Consider the following 23,775-nt stretch of genomic DNA (forward strand, 5'->3'; position numbering starts at 1 on the left):
TTGATATCTGGTGGTTTCCGTTCATGCAGAAATTGGATTAAAGAAGCCGCATATAGCGGCTTCTTTATTAAGCTTCGTCAGTCACTTCAGTGTCTATAGTTTGCTCAGGTAATTGAGAAACTTCGCTCTGTTCTTCGGATTCCATTTTCGCACGTTCTGCTTTTGAGATGTAGCGAGGCTTATTACTCTTCTGCAACTTAGCGTTATGTTTCTTCTGCTTTGCTTTTAAAATCTGATTGATTTTCTTCTTGCGATTCATAGTGCTGGTCCTTAAATTTAGCGGGGCAGGATAGTGATTTTTCCACCAAGTTACAACCTTTATGGAGTACTTATGAAAACACTGACCACTGAGCGTTTGACTCTCCGTCTAGTGAGTGTAGATGATGCGCCTTTTATATTGGAACTCTATAACCAGCCTGACTTTTACAATCACCGGAGTATAAGTTTGCTAAAAAAGCTGGGCTTTAGGTTTGAACAAGTACACCAGCGATACGATAATGGGCGAACGTTAGAACTGCATTTTCTCAACTTTTAATTTGGCTAAAACCATGAGCGATATTTTACTAGGCAAACTCGCCACTGAATTTAAAACGGTTAAAGCGATGGTGGAAGTGTATTGTCGTGATCATCATGGCACTTCAAACAAGCTTTGCACAGAATGCCGTGAGTTATTGGAATACGCAGAATTACGACTTGATCGCTGTCCTTATGGAGAGAATAAACCCACTTGTAACAAATGCCCAATTCACTGTTATAAACCAGAGCCAAAAGAGCAGATGCGTTTAATCATGCGATATTCAGGACCAAGAATGCTAACCAAGCATCCCATATTGGCTATTAGACACTTGATTCATGAACGTAGAAGTGTACCAGGCAAGCCAGAGGCTAATGCATCGAATCGTTATAAGCGTCGTCAATGAGTAAATAAAGCACAGAGGATGTATTAACTGGCTTGTACCCATATAAAAAAACGAGAGCACAAAGCTCTCGTTTTTTTATATGGGTAAGTTGCCCTAAAGGCCAGCAGCCATCTGGTGTTTGGTTTTGCTCGCTGCTAGCAGCATATATATGCATGTCGCAACTAAAATGGCAAATAGATAACCGAGTAAACCGTGTAGCTGACCCATAAAACTGTCTGCTATCACAGGCCCTACAACTGACCCGATACTGTAGCTAAAGAGCATGACTTGCGTCGCTGAGACAATAAAGCGCTCGTCTAGTCCTGCACAACCGAGGTTGATAGCTATAGGGTATAAGGCGAATGTTGCCGCGCCGATAAGGAAAAGAGAAACGGCTAAAACAACATTCGACGGTGAAACGAATGTTAGACCAATAGAAAACATGCCTAACAGACAAAAGAAAGCCATTAACACGGTACGACTCATGTATTTGTTCAACATGGTAACTAACGGCTGAACTGCCATCCCGCCTAGAATTACCAATGCCATCAAAGTACCGATACTCTGGTGACTGATTTGGCGATTAAGGAGTTCAAGTGGCATAAGACCGTAAATAGCGCCCAGTGTTAACCCTGACACAATACAACCGATGATTGCTGCGTGATTAAGCTTCATGATCTGCTTGAACGACAATGCTGTTGATTCATGACTATTTGGCTGTTCACAATCGATAAACATAAGAACCAAAACCGCCATCAAGATCAGTGTTGTGATCGCAATAAAAGGTACGCTACCGCTGACACCAAGAAGACCTATGCCAAACTGACCTAGTGCAGAACCGCCGTATAGAGATAGCATGTACAAGCTCAGGCGTTTCGCTCTTGATGATTCATCTCCTGACATTAGCCAAGACTCAACGATCACAAAAACGCCCGCTACGGTAATTCCCGCGATGAAACGTGCAACTAACCATACAAAGCCGTTTGCAAATACAGGCAAAGCAACAATAGTAAGTGAGAACGCGACTAAGCATCCAACAAACGCTTTTCTGTGACCAACAGAACGCACAATACGTTCGAAAAATATAGCGCCAATCAATAAGCCAACATAGAAAACACTAGCTAGCCAACTCGCGTAGTCAGCGGAGATGTTGTATTCACCAAGCATAAGAGGGATAAGGCTCATTAAATAGCCTGAAGCCACTGCATATAAAGATAATGCAATGACAGGTACGGTAACTCGCGGTGATGCTGGAGTAAAGGCTGGGTTTTCCACTGCTTTGCGCCTATTAGTTAGTTTTTTTGATGGTGATCGGGCGCGAATATGAGGCTAATCATCTGCTAAGTAAAATGATTAATTTGAGTCGTATCGACAAATTATATTTATTGAGTTTGGGTGGGATTTGCTAGGTAAAAAAAGCCAGCTAAATAGATAGCTGGCTTGATAAATCACTTAGTAAGAGCTTGATTTAACCACTGCTTAAACTGAGTCTTAGGGAGTGCTCCGTTGATCATATCAACACGCTGACCATTTTTGAAAACCATGATTGTCGGGATGCTACGAATGCCAAATTGTGCCGCAAGCTGTTGTTGCGATTCTGTGTCAATTTTAACAAATCGAGCCGTTCCTGCTTGTTCTTCTGCAACATCGGAGAAAACAGGGGCAAAGCCGACACACGGATTACACCAAGGAGCCCAAAAATCGACGACAACTGGTGTAGTGCTTTGTAATAAAGCAGAAAAATTATCCGGTGTGCCTTCAATTGGCGCACCATCCAGTAGTGGGCTTTTACATTTTCCGCACGTTGCAGATTCGGCAACACGCTCGTTTGGTACACGATTTAAACCGCCACAAGACGGGCAGCGAGTTTTAAACGATGACATGACTTCTTCCTTTATTACAACTTTGTGAAAACTTGACTTATCAGTCAACTCCATAAAGCGTATAATTTCTTCTTTACTTTTGACTCTTCATTAAATGGCGAGTATCTATTGTTTGAACCTATTTAGGTTCCAAGATATTCCATTAAATTACAACAATAAATAGGTCTGTGATGTCAAATTACTACGCTGAAATTACTGGTTGGGGGAAATGTATTCCACCAACAGTACTTTCTAACGATGATCTTAGCACTTTCCTTGATACTTCAGATGAGTGGATTCGGACCCGTACTGGTATCGAAAATCGCCGAATTAGTCATGTCAATACCTCTGATATGGCAACAGTTGCAGCCAAACATGCTCTGGCACGCGCAGGTATTGAAGCAAGTGAAGTTGATCTAATTATCGTTGCGACATGCTCTCCGGATTCCCTGATTCCAAATATCGCTTCTAAAGTTCAGCAAAATCTGGAGATCCGCTCTGCGGCTGCGTTCGATTTGAATGCTGCTTGTACTGGTTTTGTTTATGGTCTTGAAACGGGTACACGTTTAATCCAATCTGGCAATTATCGTCACGCAATCATCATCGGTGCGGAAAGACTTTCATTCTTCATCGACTGGGCAATGCGTGATACCGCAGTATTGTTTGGCGATGGGGCTGGAGCAGTTGTCCTATCTCGAACTGAAAAAGAGACAGGGCTACTTCAATCTCAAATCGGTTGTGATGCAAAAGGACGTGATATTCTTTCTGTGCCAAAGTTCGGCACATGTATGGATCGTTTTGCAGAAGATAACGGGTTCTGGGATTTTAACTTTGTGGGACAAGAGATCTTTAAACGAGCGGTGAAAGGCATGGGTCTTGCCGCGAAAAATGTTCTCAAAGCATCCCAGTTAACAACAGAAGAAATTGATGTTGTTATCCCTCATCAGGCAAATATCCGTATAATCCAAACACTATGTGACCTTTCAGGTATCCCACAAGACAAAGCGTTTGTGAATATACAGAAGTATGGCAATACGTCAGCCGCAACAGTACCAATTGCATTGTGTGAGGCGCTAGAGCAAGGTTACGTTAAGCCTGGTGATAATTTGCTACTAGCCGCGTTTGGCGCAGGTTTAACTTGGGGAGCGGCGGTACTCAAATGGGGTGACCGCGTAACGCCGATGTCCGAAAGTGATGCGGTGCTACCTGAATGTGACAAGCCAGCGCTAGAATTGCTTGAACGTGCAATCAAACTTTGTAACCAGCGTCGCCGTGACGAAGCGTAACCGAAATAGAGTACCGTTATTTTAAGAAGGGAGCATGTTCGCTCCCTTTTTGTTTCTGATACGGTAGTGCTAAGTCATAAAGCCAAGATTAGAGTTTGCAAACTTACGGATATTGGGGAAGACATATTCCAATGCGGCGTTGTCACTGACTCCCATCCATTGAGCCAATGTCGCGCCAACTTGGTCTGCTCCAATTTTGGGGATTAGCCGACCTCTAGCATAGTCATCTTCACCATCTATAACTAACTCTGGCCAGGTACCAATTTGCTGATTACCATTTACGGCACCACCTACCAGTAGTTGATGTCCGCCCCAACCATGGTCGGTGCCATTTCCATTGCTTGTCATACGTCGACCAAAGTCAGACATCGTAAAAGAGGTCACATTCTTACTCAGGCCTAGCTTATCCACCGCTTGGTACATCGCATATAAATTTGTTGCCAAATCCTCTAACAATACCGGATGCCTTGCTAGTTGCGAGTCATGAAGGTCATAGCCGTTATGTTTTACAAAGAATACTTGTCGCTGTTGGCTAAGCGCACTCTGGCTAGCGATGAGTTTAAACACAGTTTGCATCTGTTGGCCAAGCGTTGAAGAGGTAAAAAGTAGTGAGTTTTCTATTTGGTTTAGTTGTTCAGTCAAGACTTTACTCATGAGCATAGATTCATTGAGCATCAGATGAAAGTGATTGCTAAACGGGTTATTTCTGCGTTGCAAGAGCACTTGATCGTAGATCTCTTTGTATTGTGGATTGTTTAATGCAGCGAGTTCAACGACACGATCCTCTTTCAATATTGTTTGGCGGTGCTCCATTGACCTCAACCAAAGGGATTCACCATGTACGCTATAAAGTGGTGTTATCTCAGAATTTGAAGTTAAAACATCCAGCATACGGCCGGCCCAACCTAAGTTTTGAGATGCTTCCATTCCACCAAGTAACCAAGAATCCGTTTGAGAGTTGTGAGAAAAAAGCTGCTCTGGTAGTGGTAAGGTTTCGGATTCAATGCCTTGTTTGGTCAGAGGCTGATCGAGAATACCGCTATTGATAACAATATTGGCATCGCCTTTTTCAAACAGCGGGGATAGCGCGGAAAGTTTAGGGTGTAAACCAATAGGGACTGAATGGCCTTGGGAGTCCAATACGCTTAGCCCCGTGGGGATGATTGACTCTTTAGCGACTGAAAGTGAACCTCTTACACTGGCATATTGGTTATAGTGAAAATCTGTTCGTGGTAAAACCGTATTGATCGAATCATTGCCACCAACTAAAAAAATACAGATTAATGCACGGAAGTCGTTACTCGGAGCCGCGAGTGAATAATCCGGTAGTCCCAGTGATGCCAAAGCTCCAAAAGAAACCGTACCTTTTATGAAATTACGTCGTGAATAATCCATCGTTCACTCCTAGTACTGAAGGTAAAATTCTTCACCTGAAATGGCGGTGAAGATGACCGTTGCAAGTTTCGCTTTTGGTACATACTCGGATTTAAAATTGTCTAGAACCTTAAGCATAAGTGCCAATAGCTCTGCAGAGGCGGTCCCCGAAAAAAATCGTTCGTTTACGAGTTTAACTAAAGCTTGGTGGTCATCTATTAGAGAATAAAATTCATCTAAATTAAGGGAATAGGTGCTATCACCGCCGGAGCGAATGCTGGTAAGCATGTAGTTCACCAGATCGGTGTACACAGACCAATCAAGTAATTGGGATTCCGGTGACACCATGGTTTGCTGCATAAATTCTTTAGTCGGTTGATAATCTGGAGAAAAAAAGTTGAATACGGAAGGTGAACGCAATGGCCCTTGGTTGGTGATATTCATAACCGTGGTTGCGTCATCGTATCTCGCACCTGTTAGCGTAAATCCTGTAGCTCGATGGAAATTAGTCAACACTAAAATAGGTTCTTTTACTTTTAGTGGTTGATGTTTAATTTGCTTACGCGCTTCAACATCCAGCAGTATCGCTTTGATAACAGCACTCAAATCGCCTTTAACTCCTTTACCATTGTTATTAAAAGTCGTGGCAACTCGGCTAACGTATTCTGGGCTTGGATTAGATGTTACGAATCGTTGGATCAGAAGCTTCGAAACAAAAGGGGCAATATTGGGGTGTGACATCAAAATATCTATGACCATTAAAAGCTCTTCTTCGCCAGTTAAGCCTGCTGGTATGGTTGTACCTATAATGGTTTTTTCCCCAGAATCATGAAGATTATTTACTACCTCCATTGGCTGCACAAACTTCATATCGGAGTTCTTCCAACCCGTTAGTGCACGAGCTAACTCCTGAATATCATCTTGACCGTAAGTCGGTAAGGGATTTCCCGTTCGAGCATCTTGTTTTTTGCTTCCATCAAGATTGAGTTGATAAAGACCTAGGGTAAATAGCTGTACTAACTCCCTAGCAAAGTTTTCATCTGGTAGTGCTCCTGTAGTCGGGTTTTCTTTGGCACTTCCCATCATCGATAAGTAGTTTCCCATCACGGGATGGATAGCGATGTCGTAAAGCAGATCCCGATAATTTCCAAACGCGTTTTCTATTAGCACGTCGTAGTAATTAACTAAACCGGCCGGTTTGCTGGATAGAACACCACCATAACGAGAAACCACTAATATTTGGCTAAGAGCAAATGCCATGCGTTGTCTGAGTTGGTCTTCTGCAGTAACAACAGTTTGGTACCAGGCGTTTTCACGGTTGGCTTGTGCTCCTTTGGTAAAGGGCGTGTTGTAGAGAGGTTGGTGATAAGTTGGAGGAAGTAGTATCTGTTTAGTTATCCAATCTTCTATACCCAGGCGTTCGACGTTCTTTTGTAGTGTCGGGGTTGGGCCAAAGGTTGTTTGGTAGAGAATACGCGCAATCTCGTCTGATTCATCATCACCGGCATAGACGGGCTGAGCAGACCACAAAAGTGTGGTTAATAACCCTATTAAACAATACAACATTCCATTACTTTTAAGATGTATCATCGTTGACTCGCTTACCTAAGGAAGGACTTAAGTCTTTAAACTGGGCTTATATAAAGGTCGAAAAATCAAGCAACTGCATGTACGAGTATAGAATTCTGAAACTATTAATAAAAAAGTATCGAGTATGAAATTAGTACTATATTTGCCAATTGAAGCGAAGTAGGTAACGGGGAACTGGTTTATGAGTGCCTGTGAGGAGTCATTAATAAGGGGGAAAAGATAAGTCGTAGCTCGACACAGAGGGAAAACTAACATCAGAGAAAAAAGCTTTTCCTCTGATGTTAATATTTTATTTTCTTGCCAGCTTGTGGTGTGCTCGGGAGAAATGGTCTGCACAGAATGCCCCTACAATCGACAATTCGCCAGCCAGACACAATGCAGCAGTAACTTCTGCCAGCGCTTTGGCTTTGCCATTTCCGTGTAATCCCAGGATATCTAAGCATGCTTTTTGCGTTGGTAATCCGGTGCCACCGCCCACAGTACCCACCATGATGTTAGGTAAAGTAACACAGGCATATAGATTACCTTTTGCGTCAATATCCATTCGGGTAATCCCTACTGCAGACTCAGCGACACAAGCCGCGTCTTGACCACAAGCAATATAAAGTGCAGCGAGAGCATTGGCATAATGGGCATTAATACCTATTGTGCCACTTAATAATCCGCCTACAGTGCTCATTTTAACGAACTGAACCATAGATTCTGGTGTGGTATGCAGGTACTTCTTGATCAACTCTGCGGAAATAGTCACTTCTGCAGACACTTTTTTACCCCTTACAGAGCGCAATGTATGAGCATTTGCTTTTTTATCGCCAGAGAGGTTGCCATCGAGAAACGCGCTTGCGGGTTTTATTGGGCTTAAAGCCAAAATATGATGGAACACTTCGTTGGTTGCAATGGTCACCATATTCTGACCAGAGGCGTCACCTGTAACATACTCGAAAACCAAATACACGTGATTGCCTTCGATATTCACGTTGATGTCTTTAAGCTTACCGTGTGCGGTTGTAGATTCGGCTATTTGACGAAATGTTTCAAACTGGGTCGTAACCCAACTGACAAACTGACCTGCTTCAGCCATGTTATTAAAGGCAAAAATGGGTGTACGACTGACACCTTCACTTAACAGTAACGCACTGGCACCACCAGCGGCGGTAATCAGATTCGCTCCACGGTTGTAAGAAGCGACCAAAGCGGCTTCAGTTGTCGCTAGTGGGACTAAGTAATCGTCGTTTGCGTATAAGCCGTTCACCCGTAAAGGGCCAGCTATACCAACAGGTACATTCACAGTGCCGATGAAATGCTCAATGTTATTTGAATACGACTCGCAATGTTCTTGGGTAAAAGGATCGAGTAGAAGATCTTTGTCAGTGGTTTGTCCCAGTACTGCCCAGCGACGTGATAAGTGCTTATTTGACAATCCTGGGCTTAAGCAGAGACGCTTTTCTGGTTTGCGGTACTTCGGTGCTAATGCCGATTCGATCTTACTGCTGGTCTCGATATTAGAAAGAGTGGAGTTTTGGACGGTACTATCTAGGCTTAACTTCGGCATACAAACGTTCACTGAAAAATCGAACCAGATATTGTATTGATTTCAGCCTTGATTACAACGTTGATGATACGTTTTGCAACAAATAGCACTGGTTGTCTGCGGTTATTATCCAAATAATTTAATATAAAATGCGAGCGTTTGCTGAAGACGGGCAGTTTTTTAATGGTGAGTGGAAATGATCCGTTTGCAAAGAAGGAAGATAGCCCAACCCAGTCCTTTGAGTCAGACAAAAGGCACATCGAGTTAGTTAAATGCTCGTGCGACGCGCCCAGCACTTTGAATGCGGTAGTTTCCTGCGTATGCAGGGATAAATACGGATTGTCCTTTAGCTGCAGTTAGCGTTTCGCCTTTATTACTAATAAGGGTTACGTCTTCGTCTATTGCCATTAGAATTTCTGCGCTTTTCGTCTTAACTAAGACTTGATTCGGTTGATTTAAAATACTGAAGCTAAAGTCTGCGACAGGTACTGGATAGTGGTTTTGGTTATCAACAGTATTTGGCTCAAGAATAAGGGTGCCATATGGTTTTGGCACAAAGTCGGTGCATTTAACCAGTTCTTCAACATCCATGTGTTTGGGAGTAAGGCCAGCACGTAGTACGTTGTCAGAATTTGCCATGATCTCCAGGCCTGTCCCTTTAATGTAAGCATGAGGCGTTCGGGAGCTCAGAAACATAGCTTCTCCTGATTTGAGAGTAATGACATTCAACAGTAAAGGTGCAAACAACCCCACATCGCCCGGATATTGAGCGCTTAATTCCACGATAAGATCGTAAACGGCAAAGTTAGAGCTTTGGGCTGATTGGCGTGATGCGTGAGTGACAAGCTGTTCAAGCGCACGCTCTTTCGTTTCGCCTTCCATCGTTAGTATGTGTACAAAGAAATCTCGTAAGCCCTTCGAGTTTGTTTCGCATTTAAATGTGTCTAGCGGAGCATGCAGTTCGGCAATATCACATTGGCTAAATGCTTCAATGATCTCTGAGTAAGGTCGAAACCCGTTCATTGCTTGGTAGCTTGTCAGTGCATAAACCAACTCTGGCTTGTGGTTTGGATCTTTGTAGTTGCGATGACTTGCATCTAAAGGAACTCCCGCATTTTGCTCTTTTTCGTAACCAACTTCGGCATCTTGCTTACTTGGGTGCACTTGAATCGACAGTGCGGATTCCGCAGCTAAGATCTTAAACAGAAACGGCAGGTCACCGAACTTTTCTGCAGTTTGTGATGATAAGTAAGCCGACTGATTCTGTTTGATGAGATCAGACAATGGCAACGAGTTTTGTTCAACCCTAACCTCAGAGCATCCATTTGGGTGAGTTCCCATCCACACTTCAGCTTGTGGTTCGTTCGTTTCGTTGGAAAAACCAAACAACTCGTGGATAGAGGAGGTGCTTCCCCAAGCGTAGTTTTGGATTTTGTTGTTCATTTCAAAGAAGCTATGCGATGAAATATAGTTCAAATTCATGATTTTTCCCATAGTTAACCCTCCGAACTGAATCGGAAGAAAAATTGAGCAGAAATACGTTAAATAAGGAGGGCGAGTGCGCTTATATCACTCGCAGATTTACCAATCAGGCGATAAATATATTTACAAGCGAGGAATTGGCTCGAGTGGTTTTCTTGATGGTTGTGCTTGCAAAAATGGGAGCAACAGTAGGCCGATAACAGCCGCACAAACAGAAATCGTGATGAAGAAACCTGTCCAATGATATGCTTCAAGGATCAACGCTAAAGGGTAGCCAGACAGTGCAGCCCCCATGTATGCGAACAAGCCAACAAATCCGGACGCAGCGCCTGCAGAATCTTTGTGAGAACACTCTGCCGCCGCCATGCCGATCAGCATTTGTGGACCAAAAACGAAGAAGCCAACTGAGAACAGGCCTGCCGCCTGGAAAGCAAAATTGGTCAGAGGCATTAGCCAAAGCGCTGACACTGACAGGAATATCCCGATGGCAAACAGCAAGTTCATTGGTCCGCGGTTACCCCCAAAGAGCTTATCCGAGCCCCAGCCAGCAACCAGTGAACCAACAAAACCGCCGACCTCAAACATCGACAATGCGGTGTTTGCGTTGATCAGGCTGTAGTGATGCTGCTCGGTTAAGTACAGGTTTCCCCAGTCATTTATTGCGGTTCTGACGATATAAACCAACACGTAGCTGAAAGCGAGTAGCCAGATGTATTTGTTGTTAAATACATAGGACTTCAGGATTTCTCGGTAGGTTAGACCACGCCCATAGTTTTCTTGTGCGAGCTCTAACGCATCATTGCGCCATTGGCCGACACTAGGTAGCCCCATAGTGGTGGGTTTGTCACGTAAGCGCCAACAAACGAACAAGCCTAATAGTACACCGATAACACCGGGGAGGATGAAACCTTCCCGCCAGCTGTAGTGCAGCGTTACATAACCGACCAGAATTGGGATCAGCGCACCACCGACGTTGTGGGCGGTATTCCAGATTGCCCACAAGAAGCCGCGCTCAGAGCGGGAATACCAGGTGGTCAGGAGCTTGGAGCACGATGGCCAGCCCCATCCCTGGAACCATGCGTTTAAGATCCACAGTGTAATAATGGCCGCGAGTGAACTGGAAAAACCAAAGGCAATGTTGATCAGGCCAGTCGCAATCAAACCCAGTCCCATGAAATAACGTGGGTTGGATCGGTCCGAAATGGTGCCTGAAATGAACTTAGAGCAGCCATAGGTGATGTAGAAAAGTGTACCGATCAGACCCAAGTCGCCTTTATCCAACCCAAGATCGGCAATCATCGCTGGGGCAGCGTAGTTAAAGGTTTTCCGTGTAAAGTAGAAACCAGCGTAGCCGATGTACATCCCCAACATAATGTGCAAACGCCAATGATGATAACGCTGGTCAATTTGCTCGTCGCTTAAACTAGGCTGATTAAATTTAGGTGAACGTAAAAATCCAAACATCTTGAGTTACACCTTTGGTAATGTAATGCTGATTTGTGTACCAACAACTTGATCGCTGGTCGAATATATGATCATTTTTCCGCCTAGCGCGTGAACACGTTCTTGCATGCCACGAACGCCCATGCCTTTCATACTGTCCTGAACTTTAAAGCCGATACCATCGTCATGAATAACCAGTGAAACCGCGGTGTCACCAATCGTCAGTCCAATGCTGATCAAGTGTGCCTGTGCGTATTTCGCAGCGTTATTCAGCGACTCTTGGCACAGTCGGAATAGAGTTACTTTGAGAGTGTCACTTAGGCTGCTGTAATCGCCTTGCCAGTTCAGTTGAACCTTAGTTCCATGATTCGCAAACTCCATCTCTCGCGTCAGTTGTTCGACGGACTCTCTCAAGTTCAAATCGTCCAGCATTTTGGGCCTGAGTTTGCTCAATAGCCGCTTTGTGGTGTCGTACACATTGAGAGAAAGTCCTTCAATTGTGTCGGCACAATGCGAACTCATTTCGGTATTATTGATGCGCTTGATGATGTTGGCCTGAGTACGAATAGCTGTGATGTTTTGACCAATTTCGTCATGCAGTTCACGGGCTATATCGCGTCTCACCGATTCTTCAGCTTTAATCAGTTGACGAGACAGATTCTGGTTGCGCGCTAACTCGCCACGTAGCTTATGGTTGAGATCTTTTTGTTTCTGAACTGCTAAACCAAGCATGATGCCAGTGATGGTTTGTGCCGAGAGAGACAACAACAAATCTGTAATTTCCAAATTTGATACACCACTGCGGGCAGCAATAAGCGCGATACTGTTGAGCATGGTGGCGAGTAGGGCTCCTTGCCACCCGTAACGTAGCGCAAGCACAATGATCGGAATTGCCATACAAAATGGCGCAAATCGTTTTAACTCTTCGGGTAAGATGGTTTGTACCAGAATGCTTCCGATCAGAAGCACAGCGTAAAATAAGATGTGGCGAATGCTAAACACCACTGTGTTGTTGAGTAGATGTGAGGTTAGCGGAGACCATCGACTTTGAAATAGGTAGTTCCATAGCAGATAACACATAGGAACTAACATTAACCCACCAGAAATACTTGCCAGCCACACCATGTAAACCGAAGGCACGTGGAAACCGACAGCCATGACATTGATGAAAGCCGTAATGATGATTACTACAGCCATAACGGCTAAGTGGCGGTTTTGGTCACCATAGTAATATTTTTTCGCGATCAAGGTTATCGGGATGCTGGCGACGCTGGCAATTAGCACAGTTAACCATTGCGGTTGTTCTAGTAGGGTTGCAAGTGCAATCGTTAGCGCCCATTCTGATACGTAGATAGTTGGCCAGTAAATTGTTCGAGTGTGCAGGGCAATACCCAATCTTAACGCGAACGGGAAAAGCAGAATGGCAAGCTCTGGATCATTCACAAAGTAATAGGCGATCACCCACAGACAGAACCAAGCGCAGGCCGTTACAAACAGGCCACACATCGTCGTGACAGAATATGCTCGCATTAAAAGGACTCTTGAGAAAACAGTTTGGCGAGCTCGACGTTGTTTTTCACGCCGAGTTTATCGATCGCATTTGCACGATGAACGTGGACGGTTTTGTGGCTCAAACCTAGCTCTGAAGCGACAGATTTAACATCAAGTCCTTTAGCTAACAATTGACACACTTCATTTTCACGTCGTGTGAGGTGGCAAAGCGATGCGGCTTTGTCAATTGGTGTTGCCAGTTTGATAGCAATGTCGGAGGTAAGATAGCAGCCGCCAGAAGCACTGGTTCTCACGGCTTGAATAAGTTCGTCTGGGCTACAGCGCTTGCTAAGGTAGCCTTTAGCACCAAGCTTTAATGATTTTTCAACCATTGCAGGGGAGTCGTGCACGCTTAGCATCACACATGCAATGCCACTGGGAATCTCGCTCAGCAAATTGAAACCGCTCTCATCGGGCATGGAAATATCTAGGATCACAACATGCGGGTGTGCCGCTGGTAAGCCTGTACGCGCTTCGGCGACAGAACCGAACTCACCAACAACGGTAATATCACTTTCTAAATTTAATAACTGTGCGAAACCAGAACGCACGATGACGTGATCATCAACTAGAGCAACATGAATCATCATTACAACCAAATAGAGCAGACAACAAACCACAATAAGCTCCTAAAGGAGCCAATAGAAAAACCTTTAATGATACTGAAATGATCAATGTTTTTTAATGATCTTGCGCGCTTTACCGGAGTAAAGCGCGCAGTGAAGCTAGGCTTCGTTTTGTGCTAGTTGCAGCTTCTTCGTGTGGCGAATCTTCTTCTCTTCTGCGATAGCTACAAAAGCAAGCAGAACAATACACACAACCGCAGAGGTATCTAGAGCAGCGAAGGTGCCTTTCCAGCCTGTTAGACCAAAGATAGGCGTACCATCGGCAATCATACCTAGGCCTAGTTTTGCAAAGCTGTCACCGATCAGGTAAGCGAATGTACCTTTCACACCATCCGCCACACTGATTGCTTTCTTAGGAACAAAACCAACTGCAGCAACACCGATAAGAAGTTGAGGACCAAACACTAGGAAGCCAAGCACAAACAGAGACGACAAGTACATGAATTCGTTAGTGGCATGTTGGTAGAACTCAAGAGACACTATGATCAAACCGAGAGAGACACACGCGACTAATGCACGGCGACCGTTCGCAAGATCAGACAGGTAACCCCACATCAATGTACCTACAAGTGCACCGACTTCGAACAAAGTAAAGCCTGAGATAGCGGTTTCTTTTGATAGGCCAAGCTCTTGATACGCGTATACCGTTGACCATTGGTCGATACCGATACGAACGATGTAGAGGAAGATGTTGGCAAAGCAAAGTAGCCAGATAACTTTGTTTTTAAGAACGTATTCAACAAAGATTTCCTTTTTAGTCATCTGGTTTTCTTCTGCAGTGGTGTCTTCTTCACTTACTGCTTCATCGAATAGTTCTTCTACTTTACCCAGACCATATGCTTCTGGAGAGTCGCTACCAAAGCGCATGCCGATAAAGCCGACGATAATCGCAATAATAGAAGGGAAGACGAACATACCAATTACATGACCGTCAAAAAGGTAGTTTGCACCGAAAAGAGCAACACCTGCCGCGCCAGCACCACCAACGTTGTGCGACATGTTCCACAAACCAAGGTATGAGCCACGTTTGTTGCGAGGTGTCCATTTAGTGATGGTTGAGTAACTAGAAGGACCACCAGTACTTTGGAAAAAACCACTTAGTGCATAGAAAGCCACCATCAAGAACAGGCTTGCGTTACCACCCCCCATGCTGAAGCTGAACCCAAGCATGGCAAGACCGGAAAGGATCAGCATAAAAGGTAGGAACTGCTTGGTGTTTTTTCCATCAGCATAGTATGAAACTACGGTTTTCCCAATACCATAAGTGATTGAAAAACCAAGGCCAATTAAACCTAGATCCGTCATACTTAAACCATAAGTGGAGATCATGTCGTTTTGCGCGACATTGAAGTTCTTACGAATTAAGTACATGGTTAGATAGCCTATGAATACGACCAAGTAAGATTGGATGAACGGTTTAAACCACATCTTTCTTCTTACTTTGACAGGAAGATCTAGGGTAGGCTTCCGCACCTGTGCGAGGAACTTTAACATGATGAACTCTCTTGTAATTGTTTTAGAAACATAACGGTGACTGTCATGCGCTCTTGTTACATTTGACTGAGAGTGATTCTAGAGAGTGGTTTTAGATGACACATGAGATGCTTGCCTAGATTGATTAGGAAAAATTCCTAGAAATACTTAGGAAGGCGGAAAAGCGTGAAAACTGTCACACAAAACTCTCATGAGTTTATTGATCTTCGAATGTGCTTTTAGTTTGTGAGAGATTGTAGTAATGCAAATTGATTGATATGGCGTGTCTTGGATTCAATTAAGTCTACGAGAACGGGGGATGCATCAGTTGCAAAAAAACAGAGACCCGCAGGTCTCAGTTTTAATTTGTAATAGATAACAGATACCTTTTTAAGGCTTAAGGCTTAAGGCTTAAGGCTTAAGGCGCAGGGCTATAAAGTCTTGGAGCCCCATGCTTTGGCAAGTGAATCAGATTAAGGTGATTTCTTCTTGCCCACTCTACCGTCAGGGCGGTTGGAGCTGAAAGACAAACGAGAGTTGGGATTCGCGCCCGCACGGCTTTATGTATCAACTCTAAACTGCAACGGCTGGTCATAATCGCAAAGCCACTTTGTGGTTCAATACCATTGTTGGCCAAAGCCCCAATGAGTTTATCCAATGCGTTGTGACGCCCGATATCTTCACGACACGCGACAATATTACCTTGTAGATCGGCAAACAGTGCTGCGTGGAGTGCTCCGGATTCACGAGCAGCATTTTGATGTAGAGCGACTTCTTCTCTTAATCCTTCAAATGCACTAGGGCGAGGAGGGAGAGAAGGAGTTAATGGTTCTAAATCAGGAAGTGCCTGTTCTAATGCTTCCACGCCACAAATTCCGCAACCGGTTGTACCTGCGAGGCTTCTACGCTGAGTTTTTAATGCCCAGAACGCTCGGTTGCTGATTTCTATTTCGGCATAGTGAGATTCTTTATCTCCGCCAATTTCAATATCTTTGATTTCTCTAAAATCATTGATGATTCCAGTACTAAGACTGAAACCCTTGACGAAATCTTCTAAGTGACCAGGAGTAACCATCATCACTGCCTGACTGATACCGTTGTAACTGATCGCAAGGGCAGATTCACTGGCAAGTGATGCCTGTTGTAAGGGACGGCCATCAATCATTTCACGATAGTTGAATGCGCTCGGCTGAGGAGGTGCCTGATTGAAATCCGACAGTTCAAAATAAGATTGCGTGGTACATCTCATGAATTCACCTCATAAGCCCTGCTAGAGCTGGCCAGTGTTGATTATTGATTAAATATGGTTTTAGCTTGAGAAAAGCACTGATCGGTAAGCGCAGAGAAAGGTTCTTGTTTTCGTTTTAATAAACCCAGAGGTGCGTTAACGACGGCATCTTTTATCGGAATAATTCTTAGTGTGTCATTCAACTCTTCAAGACCGCTGTTCAGAGGCATGATGGCGCAACACAGACCACTGGTAACGGCCTGTACCAAATGAAATGTAGAGTTGCTTTCGATGACTGTCTGCGGAACCAGGCCTTTACTTATAAAACTGATATCGATTGAGTGACGATAATGCATACCTTTTGATAGCAAACCGAGCGGAATATTATTCAGTGATTCCCATAGCACTTCGCTTTCTGCAAAATCAAAATGACGCTCATCGAACAGTACGCCTAATTTGGTTGAATCCAATTCAATGACATCGAAGTAGGTGGTGTTCACTTGATCGACATAGCACATACCTAAATCGAGTTGGTTTCGATTGAGCTGGTCTATGATCTGTTCTGTTGTCATCGACAAGATTTGAAATCGTAATTCCGGAAACGCTTGAGCGAGTGGCTTAAGGAGTTGCATCGGATTTTGGCTAGCCAGAGGCACCATACCTAATCTGAGCGAACCTACTAATTGTCCACGGCAGTTTGCGGCTTCCGCTTGCAACCCATCGTGTGCGGCTAATACCGTTTTTGCCCACGCTAAAATTCGTTCGCCAGCTTCTGTAAATCCTTCAAATCTTTGACTTCTTTGGATTAACTCTAAGTCTAGTTCTTCTTCTAAACTTCTTATTCTCATCGAGAGAGTTGGCTGAGTAATGTGACATAATGCAGCTGCCTGACCAAAGTGTTTAGTTTGTTCAAGCGCGATTAAATATTTCAGCTGTTTTATATCCATTAAACCTTGCCTCGTGAGTGACAGATACGAGCAGTTAGCGCTGTAAAAGGAAACAAATTCGTATTTTGTATTACCTAAAAATTCGAATTGACGAGTTGTATTCCGATGAAGTCAAGAGCAAAACTGCATGCAAAATTGATCTGGGTCAAGGCTATTCCTGAATCTTGCCGTGGTCAAATTTAAACTATCTATAGTGTGATAGAGATTGTCTATTAAGTTTTATGCCGGATTTATTGAGGTCCTTAACCTCAAGCGGGTTTTAACCCTCAAAAAATGAATAGTCTGATAAGTAAAATTGATTGAAAATGTGATGCGAACCTAATTAATACAGTGGTAATAGATTTTATCTATTGCCCGGTCAGGGATATCAATTGGACGCATAATAAATAACGACTTAACCTTTGATTTAGATCAAAACGCAACATTAAAGATTGTGTCTGAAAGTCTTAAAACAGTAGACGGGTATCAGAACTGTTATCAATCAGGACAAGTAAATACTCAGGTTGAATCAGAGCATTTACTTGTCTTGATTGGAAAACGCCCCTTCATTACTCCCGCATTATTTATATAACGCGCTTGTTTCTAAGGGCAACCTGTTTGCTGTTGTTCCTAGTATGCGAGGAGTAAAGTCGTGAACCACAAAGAGAAGATAAAAGAATATAAAGGTCCAGCTGGCGGTTGGGGAGCACTCAAAGCAGTGACAAGAAGCTGGTGGGGAAGTGAAAATGCGGTCAAAAATATCCGCACTATGCTTAAAACCAACCAAAATGGCGGATTTGACTGTCCGGGATGTGCATGGGGAGAATCTCCAGACAGTGGTAAAGTTAACTTCTGTGAAAATGGTGCGAAGGCAGTAAACTGGGAAGCGACTAATCGCTTAGTGGACCCGGAATTCTTTGCTAACCACAGCGTATCCTCTCTATCTACACAAACTGATTACTGGCTCGAATACCAAGGTCGTATCACGCATCCAATGAGATATGACGCCGAGTCTGATCATTACGTTCCGGTCTCTTGGGACGAGGCATTCCAGTTGGTCGCAAAACACCTCAATGACTTGGAATCCCCACACCAAGCTGAGTTTTATACGTCAGGTCGCGCCAGTAACGAAGCGGCTTTCCTTTATCAGCTTTTTGTTCGAGCCTTCGGCACAAATAATTTCCCTGATTGTTCTAACATGTGCCATGAAGCTAGTGCGCTTGGTATGAAGGACACGATTGGCGTAGGTAAAGGTACGGTTATCTTTGACGATTTTGAAGAAGCTGATGCTATCTTCGTTATAGGTCAGAACCCAGGAACCAACCATCCACGTATGTTGGAGCCTCTGCGTGAAGCGGTTAAGCGCGGTGCACAAGTGATTTGTTTCAACCCGCTAAAAGAGCGTGGTTTGGAGCGCTTCCAAAACCCACAAATGCCGATAGAAATGCTCAGCAATGGTTCAAAACCGACTAACTCCGCGTATTTGCGTCCGGCGCTTGGCGGGGACATGGCGGTGTTCCGTGGTATTGCAAAATACTTATTGCAATGGGAGCGCGAAGCGCTAGAAACGGGTGGCGAAGCAGTATTTGATCGTGAGTTTATTCAACAACACACAACAGGTATTGATGATTATTTGGCTGAACTGGATGCAACATCCTGGGAACACATTGCGGAGCAATCTGGCTTAGACCTGAGTGAAATTGAAACGGTCGCTCGCATGTATTTACGCGCTGAGCGTGTGATCATGTGTTGGGCAATGGGCTTAACTCAGCATCGCCACTCTGTACCAACGATTAAAGAAGTTGCTAATGTGCAAATGTTACGCGGTAATGTTGGTAAGCCTGGCGCTGGACTTTCTCCAGTACGTGGCCATAGTAACGTTCAAGGCGACAGAACAATGGGCATTGATGAGAAGCCTTCTGATCTATTGCTAGATAGCATTGAGCGCCGATTTAACTTTGAAGTACCTCGTGGTGTCGGACACAACACCATTCAGGCGATTAAAGCGATGGAAGAAGGGCAATCGAAAGTGTTTATCGGTTTAGGCGGGAACTTTGCTCAAGCGACCCCTGATACAGAACGCACTCACAATGCGATGCGAAACTGTAATCTTACCGTACATATTTCCACTAAGCTGAATCGTTCGCACTTAGTAACGGGCAAAGATGCACTGATTCTTCCTTGTTTAGGCCGCACTGAGATCGACACTCAAGTGAATGGTCCACAAGGGGTAACCGTAGAAGATACATTCAGCATGGTACACATTTCATATGGTCAGCTGAAACCTCGTTCTCAAGCCCTACGTTCAGAGCCTGCAATCATTGCTGGTATCGCGAATGCGACGTTAGGCGCTCATCCAATTGATTGGAATTGGTCGATAGAAGATTATGATCGTATCCGCGATCTTATTGCCGACACGATCCCTGGCTTTACGGATTTTAACCAAAAGATTAAAAATCCGGGTGGCTTCCATTTGGTCAACCCAGCGGCAGAGCGCCGTTGGAATACGCAAAGTGGAAAGGCACAGTTTAGCAACAGTGAACTGCCAAAACAGTTGCTTAGTGAGGCACTGTTAGAGAAGGGTGAGATGCCTGATTTAATATTGCAGACCATGCGTTCACACGACCAATACAACACGACGCTTTACGGTTTAAATGACCGTTACCGCGGCGTATTTGGTATGCGCGAAGTGTTATTTATCAACGAATCAGACATTAAGAAACTTGGGTTTGAACCGGGTGATAAAGTCGACATGGTTTCGCTGTGGGAAGATGGGGTAGAACGCCGTGTAAGTGGCTTCACTCTGGTGTCTTATGATGTACCAGCGGGTCAGGCAGCCGCGTATTACCCTGAAACCAACCCATTAGTCCCACTGGACAGCTATGGTGACAGAACATTTACGCCAACATCCAAGTTCATTGCGATTAAGTTGGAAAAATCAACATCAGATAATATCGCTCTGGTTGCAGCAGAATAGTTAGCGGACATCGCGCTATAAAAATCGGGATAAGAAAAAACGGCTGATAGTGTCTGACTATCAGCCGTTTTATTTTTTATTTATTAACAGTCGTCTGCTAATTCATTCTCTCAATTACGCTTTAGCGAACTTGTATGTGCGGTAACCACCAATCAGGTTACGTGCTTTAAAGCCATTGTTGACGAGCTGACGGTACGCAACGTTACCACGCAGACCAACTTGACAGTAAATCACAATCTCTTTGTCTTTTGGTAGTTCATCCATACGGTGACGTAATTGGTCGACAGGAATGTTAATCGCATCCTTAATAAAGCCGACGCTTTCAAGCTCACCAGGGTTACGTACGTCGAGTAACACTTGGTCGTCAGTTAATGAATCCATTTCATCATAATGAATTGCAGTGGCGTCACCTTTGATGATGTTGTTCGCGACAAACGCAGCTTGGTTGATCACATCTTTTGCACTGCCGTACGGTGGCGCGTAAGTCAATTCTAGGTGTTGTAGCTGCTCAACAGTCATACCTGCGCGCTGAGCAACGGCCATGACGTCGATACGTTTATCGATACCGTCTTTACCAACGGCCTGAGCGCCTAAAATCTTGCCTGATTTTGGATCGAATAACATTTTAAATGAAACGATTTCTGCGCCAGGGTAGTAACTCGCGTGGCTTGCAGTGTGGACGTATACTTTTTCGTATTCAATACCCGCACGTTTTAGCTGTTTCTCGTTCTTACCAGTTGAAGCGACAGCAAGGTCAAAGATCTTACAAATTGCAGTACCTTGTGTACCTTGATACGTTTCGCTACGACCTAACATGTTATCCGCTGCCATTCGGCCTTGACGGTTTGCTGGACCCGCCAGAGGAACCAAAGTTTGCTCGCCTGTAACAAAATCTTTTTCTTCTACCGCGTCACCAACCGCATAAATCGACGGATCACTGGTTTGCATGTATTCATTGGTGTAGATGCCACCTAGAGCTCCGATTTGTAATCCAGCGTCTTGTGCCAATTTCGTTTCCGGACGAACACCAATTGCCATAATAAGAATATCGGTCGTGAGTTTTTCACCGTTATTCAGCGTTAACTCCAATTCACCTTCTAAGTGTTGGTGGTTTTCGCTTTCACCAGCGTCGACGCTTGCCACATGCTCGTTAGGTACGAACTGAACGGATTCAAGAGCAACACCTAGTTTAAGGTCGATGCCTTTTTGACGAATTTCTGCGTGAGCAAAACCTGCCATTTCTCGGTCGACAGGCGTCATGACCTGATCAGCCATCTCGATGAGTGTGGTTTTGATGCCCAATTGATGGAAGGCTTCCATCATCTCTAAACCAATGAAGCCGCCACCCACAACAGTCGCGTGTTCAGGTTTGTTCATTTGGATCGTCTCAATGATTCGATCCATGTCTGGGATATTGCGTAGCGAGTGAGTGAGATGGTTATCGATACCAGGAATTGGTGGAACGATAGGGCCTGCACCTGGGCTGAGTAGTAAGAAGTCATAAGATTCTTCATATTCCGAATTATCCAGAAGATTCTTAATTGTGACCGTTTTGTTTTGACGGTTTACTGATACCACTTCGTTCATGACACGAACATCGACATTGAAGCGTGCTAGGAAACTTTCTGGTGTTTGTAATAAGAGTTTGCTGCGTTCTTGGATATCGCCACCAATGTGATAAGGCAAGCCGCAGTTAGCAAATGACAATTGTATGATAAACTACATTTATGATTGTTTAAAATGTACTAGTTAAAAATGAAGAAATATCATCTATACCAACGTGTTAGCAAGCAGATTCAGGCAGAGGAAGGACTGGGCATACAAAGGCAAGAACAGGTTTGTGAGCATTGGATATCTGAATACAACAAACGCCTCTTAGACGATGGTAAATCGGCATACTCAAAGGGATTAGTTTATGAAGACCATGGTAAAAGCGCTTACACAACCGCCAATTTTAAAAGAGGCGAACTCGGGACTTTGATGAAAGACATTGAAAGTGGAAAGATTGCGAAAGGCGATCTTATTGTCATTGAATTAATAGACAGGTTTAGTCGCGCTAATGTTGACTTTGTGAGGAAGAAATTTCAAAGCATTCTCGATGCTGGTGTTAAAGTCGCTATCACGAAATGGAATCTTGTATTTGAAGAAAATATGGAAGGTATATCTAGTGTATCAGCGAGACTACTACTTGAGATCGGAATGCACTTAGCATACCAAGAGTCTAGTCAGAAAAGTACAAGAATAAAAGCTAGTAGAAAATTGCTTGAAGGTTCAGGAAAAAAGTCTATCGCCAAACCACCTTTCTGGTTAGTTAGAAACTTAGACTTGAGATCTTATACAATAATTGAAGAAAATGCTGAAATTGTTAGGAAAATATTTGATTTAAAACTTAAATTTAATTATGGACCTCAAAAAATCATTAAGAGTCTTGGTGAATTGGAGATATACCGATACAAGTTTGATGATAATGGTAATCTAGTAAAAACAACTAAAAATAGTCCTCTATCTGAATCTTCTATCAATGCATATATAAGAAATCCAAACGTAATTGGAAAATTAGATGGTAAAGATTACTATCCTAGAATCATAGATGATAAAACATACTATGCAGTTCAAAAAAGAACGCGGGAAAATACTGGAGGTGCTAGTGATATATTTCGTAATGTTTTTGTCGGTGTTGGGAAGTGTGGTTGTTTAATTAGAAATGAAGATGAGAACGGCTATGTAAAATTTACTAAGTGTGGATATATAATGGCATACTCTAGCCGAAAGGTTAAGAATCCAGCCAAAGGTCAGTATTTAAAGTGTAATAAGAAGAGAAAAAACGCTAAATGTAAATCCGAAAATATAAATTACTACTTAGCTCAAAATAAAGTTTATAGTGTTCTTAAATCATTGAAATATGATTTTTCGCAAAGTGTTGATATATCTCATTTAGAAGAAAAAATTAATATCCTTAATAAGGAAATGTCAAAGATACGTACATTTATGGCAAAATATACTGATGATGACGAATGGGAAAATCATTACAATGTTAAAAGAATGGAAAGAGAAAAAATTGAAAATGAAATCAAGAACAGTAAGTCATTGATTACAGGTAAAATTTCTAGCATGGATCTTGATTTCTCAGCTGAAAAAGATAGAGTTTTATTTAATCAGTTTTTGAAAGATAATCGTGTCATAGTGTACTTCACAAAAGAGAATATGGAAATAATCATAGGTTCTTTAAACAATTTTTCGATAAAGTGTGGATATGATGATAATAGTCGTGACATAGATCATATCATCGAATCTTATTCAAAAAATGGTTTAGTTGGAATAGAAGAAAAATCTAGTAAATCAGAAAGTAAGGGATTACTTAGATTTAACCTACCCACTGCATCAGAATCGTAAGAGCATTCGAATACGTACAAGATACAAGATTGTTATCTGATTTAGCCTGCCGTACATTGTTTCACTCATAGTAAATGAGCAGTATATCTACTGCTCTAATTTTTATATAAATTTATGACCGCTAGAGCAGAAAT

The 23,775-nt window shown here is 43.4% G+C and carries 18 protein-coding genes and 1 pseudogene; 5 read left to right on the forward strand and 14 right to left on the reverse strand.

The annotated features are described in order from the left end of the window. Positions 1–67 precede the first annotated feature (67 nt). On the reverse strand, positions 68–259 hold the full coding sequence (locus tag WJM94_RS10980; protein WP_444494262.1) for a DUF2986 domain-containing protein: 192 nt from the start codon (positions 257–259) through the stop codon (positions 68–70). Positions 260–331: 72 nt separating this feature from the next. Between WJM94_RS10980 and WJM94_RS10985 the strand changes: the two genes are divergently transcribed. Both WJM94_RS10985 and WJM94_RS10990 read left to right on the forward strand, forming a co-directional pair. Further along, positions 332–535 carry a GNAT family N-acetyltransferase gene (locus tag WJM94_RS10985; RefSeq protein ID WP_444494263.1) on the forward strand — a complete coding sequence of 68 codons (204 nt, stop codon included), beginning with the start codon at positions 332–334 and terminating at the stop codon, positions 533–535. Positions 536–548: 13 nt separating this feature from the next. Beyond that, the gene (locus WJM94_RS10990) at positions 549–920 is read left to right on the forward strand and encodes a nitrous oxide-stimulated promoter family protein (RefSeq protein ID WP_444494264.1); all 372 of its coding nucleotides are present in this window, start codon (positions 549–551) and stop codon (positions 918–920) included. Between the two features lie 93 nt (positions 921–1,013). On the opposite strand, the gene WJM94_RS10995 is transcribed toward WJM94_RS10990, so the two are convergent. Together WJM94_RS10995 and trxC are read right to left on the reverse strand one after the other, a co-directional pair. Continuing rightward, positions 1,014–2,174: an MFS transporter gene (locus WJM94_RS10995; RefSeq protein WP_444494265.1), complete on the reverse strand. Its 1,161-nt coding sequence runs from the start codon at positions 2,172–2,174 to the stop codon at positions 1,014–1,016. A 173-nt stretch (positions 2,175–2,347) separates the two neighbouring features. Next, positions 2,348–2,782 (reverse strand): thioredoxin TrxC, encoded by a 435-nt coding sequence (gene trxC, locus WJM94_RS11000; RefSeq protein ID WP_444494266.1) that lies wholly within the window; start codon positions 2,780–2,782, stop codon positions 2,348–2,350. A gap of 170 nt (positions 2,783–2,952) precedes the next feature. Here trxC and WJM94_RS11005 point away from each other — a divergent pair, with 170 nt between their 5' ends. Then, the gene (locus WJM94_RS11005; RefSeq protein ID WP_444494267.1) at positions 2,953–4,047 is read left to right on the forward strand and encodes a ketoacyl-ACP synthase III; all 1,095 of its coding nucleotides are present in this window, start codon (positions 2,953–2,955) and stop codon (positions 4,045–4,047) included. A 69-nt stretch (positions 4,048–4,116) separates the two neighbouring features. On the opposite strand, the gene WJM94_RS11010 is transcribed toward WJM94_RS11005, so the two are convergent. The 10 genes from WJM94_RS11010 to WJM94_RS11055 form a co-directional block, all read right to left on the reverse strand. Next, the gene (locus WJM94_RS11010; RefSeq protein WP_444494268.1) at positions 4,117–5,442 is read right to left on the reverse strand and encodes a DUF1501 domain-containing protein; all 1,326 of its coding nucleotides are present in this window, start codon (positions 5,440–5,442) and stop codon (positions 4,117–4,119) included. 9 nt (positions 5,443–5,451) lie between these two features. Next, positions 5,452–6,987, reverse strand: coding sequence for a DUF1800 domain-containing protein (locus tag WJM94_RS11015; protein WP_444494269.1), 1,536 nt, complete (start codon positions 6,985–6,987; stop codon positions 5,452–5,454). Positions 6,988–7,300: 313 nt separating this feature from the next. Further along, positions 7,301–8,563 carry a hydroxymethylglutaryl-CoA reductase gene (locus tag WJM94_RS11020; RefSeq protein ID WP_444494270.1) on the reverse strand — a complete coding sequence of 421 codons (1,263 nt, stop codon included), beginning with the start codon at positions 8,561–8,563 and terminating at the stop codon, positions 7,301–7,303. 243 nt (positions 8,564–8,806) lie between these two features. Next, entirely contained in the window at positions 8,807–10,024 is a 1,218-nt protein-coding gene (gene manA / locus WJM94_RS11025; protein WP_444494271.1) for a mannose-6-phosphate isomerase, class I, read from the reverse strand. A 123-nt stretch (positions 10,025–10,147) separates the two neighbouring features. Further along, positions 10,148–11,488, reverse strand: coding sequence for an MFS transporter (locus WJM94_RS11030; protein ID WP_444494272.1), 1,341 nt, complete (start codon positions 11,486–11,488; stop codon positions 10,148–10,150). Positions 11,489–11,494: 6 nt separating this feature from the next. Continuing rightward, positions 11,495–12,997 carry a signal transduction histidine-protein kinase/phosphatase UhpB gene (gene uhpB, locus WJM94_RS11035; RefSeq protein WP_444494273.1) on the reverse strand — a complete coding sequence of 501 codons (1,503 nt, stop codon included), beginning with the start codon at positions 12,995–12,997 and terminating at the stop codon, positions 11,495–11,497. Continuing rightward, the gene (gene uhpA / locus WJM94_RS11040) at positions 12,997–13,605 is read right to left on the reverse strand and encodes a transcriptional regulator UhpA (RefSeq protein ID WP_444494521.1); all 609 of its coding nucleotides are present in this window, start codon (positions 13,603–13,605) and stop codon (positions 12,997–12,999) included. The genes uhpB and uhpA overlap by 1 nt, the downstream gene beginning before the upstream one ends. A gap of 138 nt (positions 13,606–13,743) precedes the next feature. Further along, the gene (uhpT, locus tag WJM94_RS11045; protein ID WP_444494274.1) at positions 13,744–15,138 is read right to left on the reverse strand and encodes a hexose-6-phosphate:phosphate antiporter; all 1,395 of its coding nucleotides are present in this window, start codon (positions 15,136–15,138) and stop codon (positions 13,744–13,746) included. A 397-nt stretch (positions 15,139–15,535) separates the two neighbouring features. Continuing rightward, positions 15,536–16,366: a formate dehydrogenase accessory sulfurtransferase FdhD gene (gene fdhD / locus WJM94_RS11050; RefSeq protein ID WP_444494275.1), complete on the reverse strand. Its 831-nt coding sequence runs from the start codon at positions 16,364–16,366 to the stop codon at positions 15,536–15,538. 41 nt (positions 16,367–16,407) lie between these two features. Then, entirely contained in the window at positions 16,408–17,292 is an 885-nt protein-coding gene (locus WJM94_RS11055; RefSeq protein ID WP_444494276.1) for a LysR family transcriptional regulator, read from the reverse strand. 631 nt (positions 17,293–17,923) lie between these two features. Here WJM94_RS11055 and WJM94_RS11060 point away from each other — a divergent pair. Beyond that, positions 17,924–20,248: an FdhF/YdeP family oxidoreductase gene (locus WJM94_RS11060; protein ID WP_444494277.1), complete on the forward strand. Its 2,325-nt coding sequence runs from the start codon at positions 17,924–17,926 to the stop codon at positions 20,246–20,248. Positions 20,249–20,362: 114 nt separating this feature from the next. On the opposite strand, the pseudogene WJM94_RS11065 reads toward WJM94_RS11060, so the two are convergent. Next, positions 20,363–21,955 (reverse strand): annotated as a pseudogene (locus WJM94_RS11065) (FAD-dependent oxidoreductase); the annotation flags it as partial. A 48-nt stretch (positions 21,956–22,003) separates the two neighbouring features. On the opposite strand from WJM94_RS11065, the gene WJM94_RS11070 reads away from it, so the two are divergent. Then, positions 22,004–23,641, forward strand: coding sequence for a recombinase family protein (locus WJM94_RS11070; protein WP_444494278.1), 1,638 nt, complete (start codon positions 22,004–22,006; stop codon positions 23,639–23,641). Positions 23,642–23,775 lie beyond the last annotated feature (134 nt).

Origin of the sequence: Vibrio sp. YIC-376, from assembly GCF_052353105.1 — a bacterium.
Classification (GTDB): domain Bacteria; phylum Pseudomonadota; class Gammaproteobacteria; order Enterobacterales; family Vibrionaceae; genus Vibrio.

Bases quoted from the DNA above. Each gene is read 5' to 3' on its own strand.
- WJM94_RS11070 (WP_444494278.1), top strand. From the start codon at position 22,004: ATGAAGAAATATCATCTATACCAACGTGTTAGCAAGCAGATTCAGGCA.
- WJM94_RS11055 (WP_444494276.1), bottom strand. From the start codon at position 17,292: ATGGATATAAAACAGCTGAAATATTTAATCGCGCTTGAACAAACTAAA.
- WJM94_RS11020 (WP_444494270.1), bottom strand. From the start codon at position 8,563: ATGCCGAAGTTAAGCCTAGATAGTACCGTCCAAAACTCCACTCTTTCT.
- uhpA (WP_444494521.1), bottom strand. From the start codon at position 13,605: ATGATTCATGTTGCTCTAGTTGATGATCACGTCATCGTGCGTTCTGGT.
- WJM94_RS10980 (WP_444494262.1), bottom strand. From the start codon at position 259: ATGAATCGCAAGAAGAAAATCAATCAGATTTTAAAAGCAAAGCAGAAG.
- uhpB (WP_444494273.1), bottom strand. From the start codon at position 12,997: ATGCGAGCATATTCTGTCACGACGATGTGTGGCCTGTTTGTAACGGCC.
- WJM94_RS11015 (WP_444494269.1), bottom strand. From the start codon at position 6,987: ATGTTGTATTGTTTAATAGGGTTATTAACCACACTTTTGTGGTCTGCT.
- trxC (WP_444494266.1), bottom strand. From the start codon at position 2,782: ATGTCATCGTTTAAAACTCGCTGCCCGTCTTGTGGCGGTTTAAATCGT.
- WJM94_RS10990 (WP_444494264.1), top strand. From the start codon at position 549: ATGAGCGATATTTTACTAGGCAAACTCGCCACTGAATTTAAAACGGTT.
- fdhD (WP_444494275.1), bottom strand. From the start codon at position 16,366: ATGAGATGTACCACGCAATCTTATTTTGAACTGTCGGATTTCAATCAG.
- manA (WP_444494271.1), bottom strand. From the start codon at position 10,024: ATGAATTTGAACTATATTTCATCGCATAGCTTCTTTGAAATGAACAAC.
- WJM94_RS11030 (WP_444494272.1), bottom strand. From the start codon at position 11,488: ATGTTTGGATTTTTACGTTCACCTAAATTTAATCAGCCTAGTTTAAGC.
- WJM94_RS11005 (WP_444494267.1), top strand. From the start codon at position 2,953: ATGTCAAATTACTACGCTGAAATTACTGGTTGGGGGAAATGTATTCCA.
- uhpT (WP_444494274.1), bottom strand. From the start codon at position 15,138: ATGTTAAAGTTCCTCGCACAGGTGCGGAAGCCTACCCTAGATCTTCCT.
- WJM94_RS11010 (WP_444494268.1), bottom strand. From the start codon at position 5,442: ATGGATTATTCACGACGTAATTTCATAAAAGGTACGGTTTCTTTTGGA.
- WJM94_RS10985 (WP_444494263.1), top strand. From the start codon at position 332: ATGAAAACACTGACCACTGAGCGTTTGACTCTCCGTCTAGTGAGTGTA.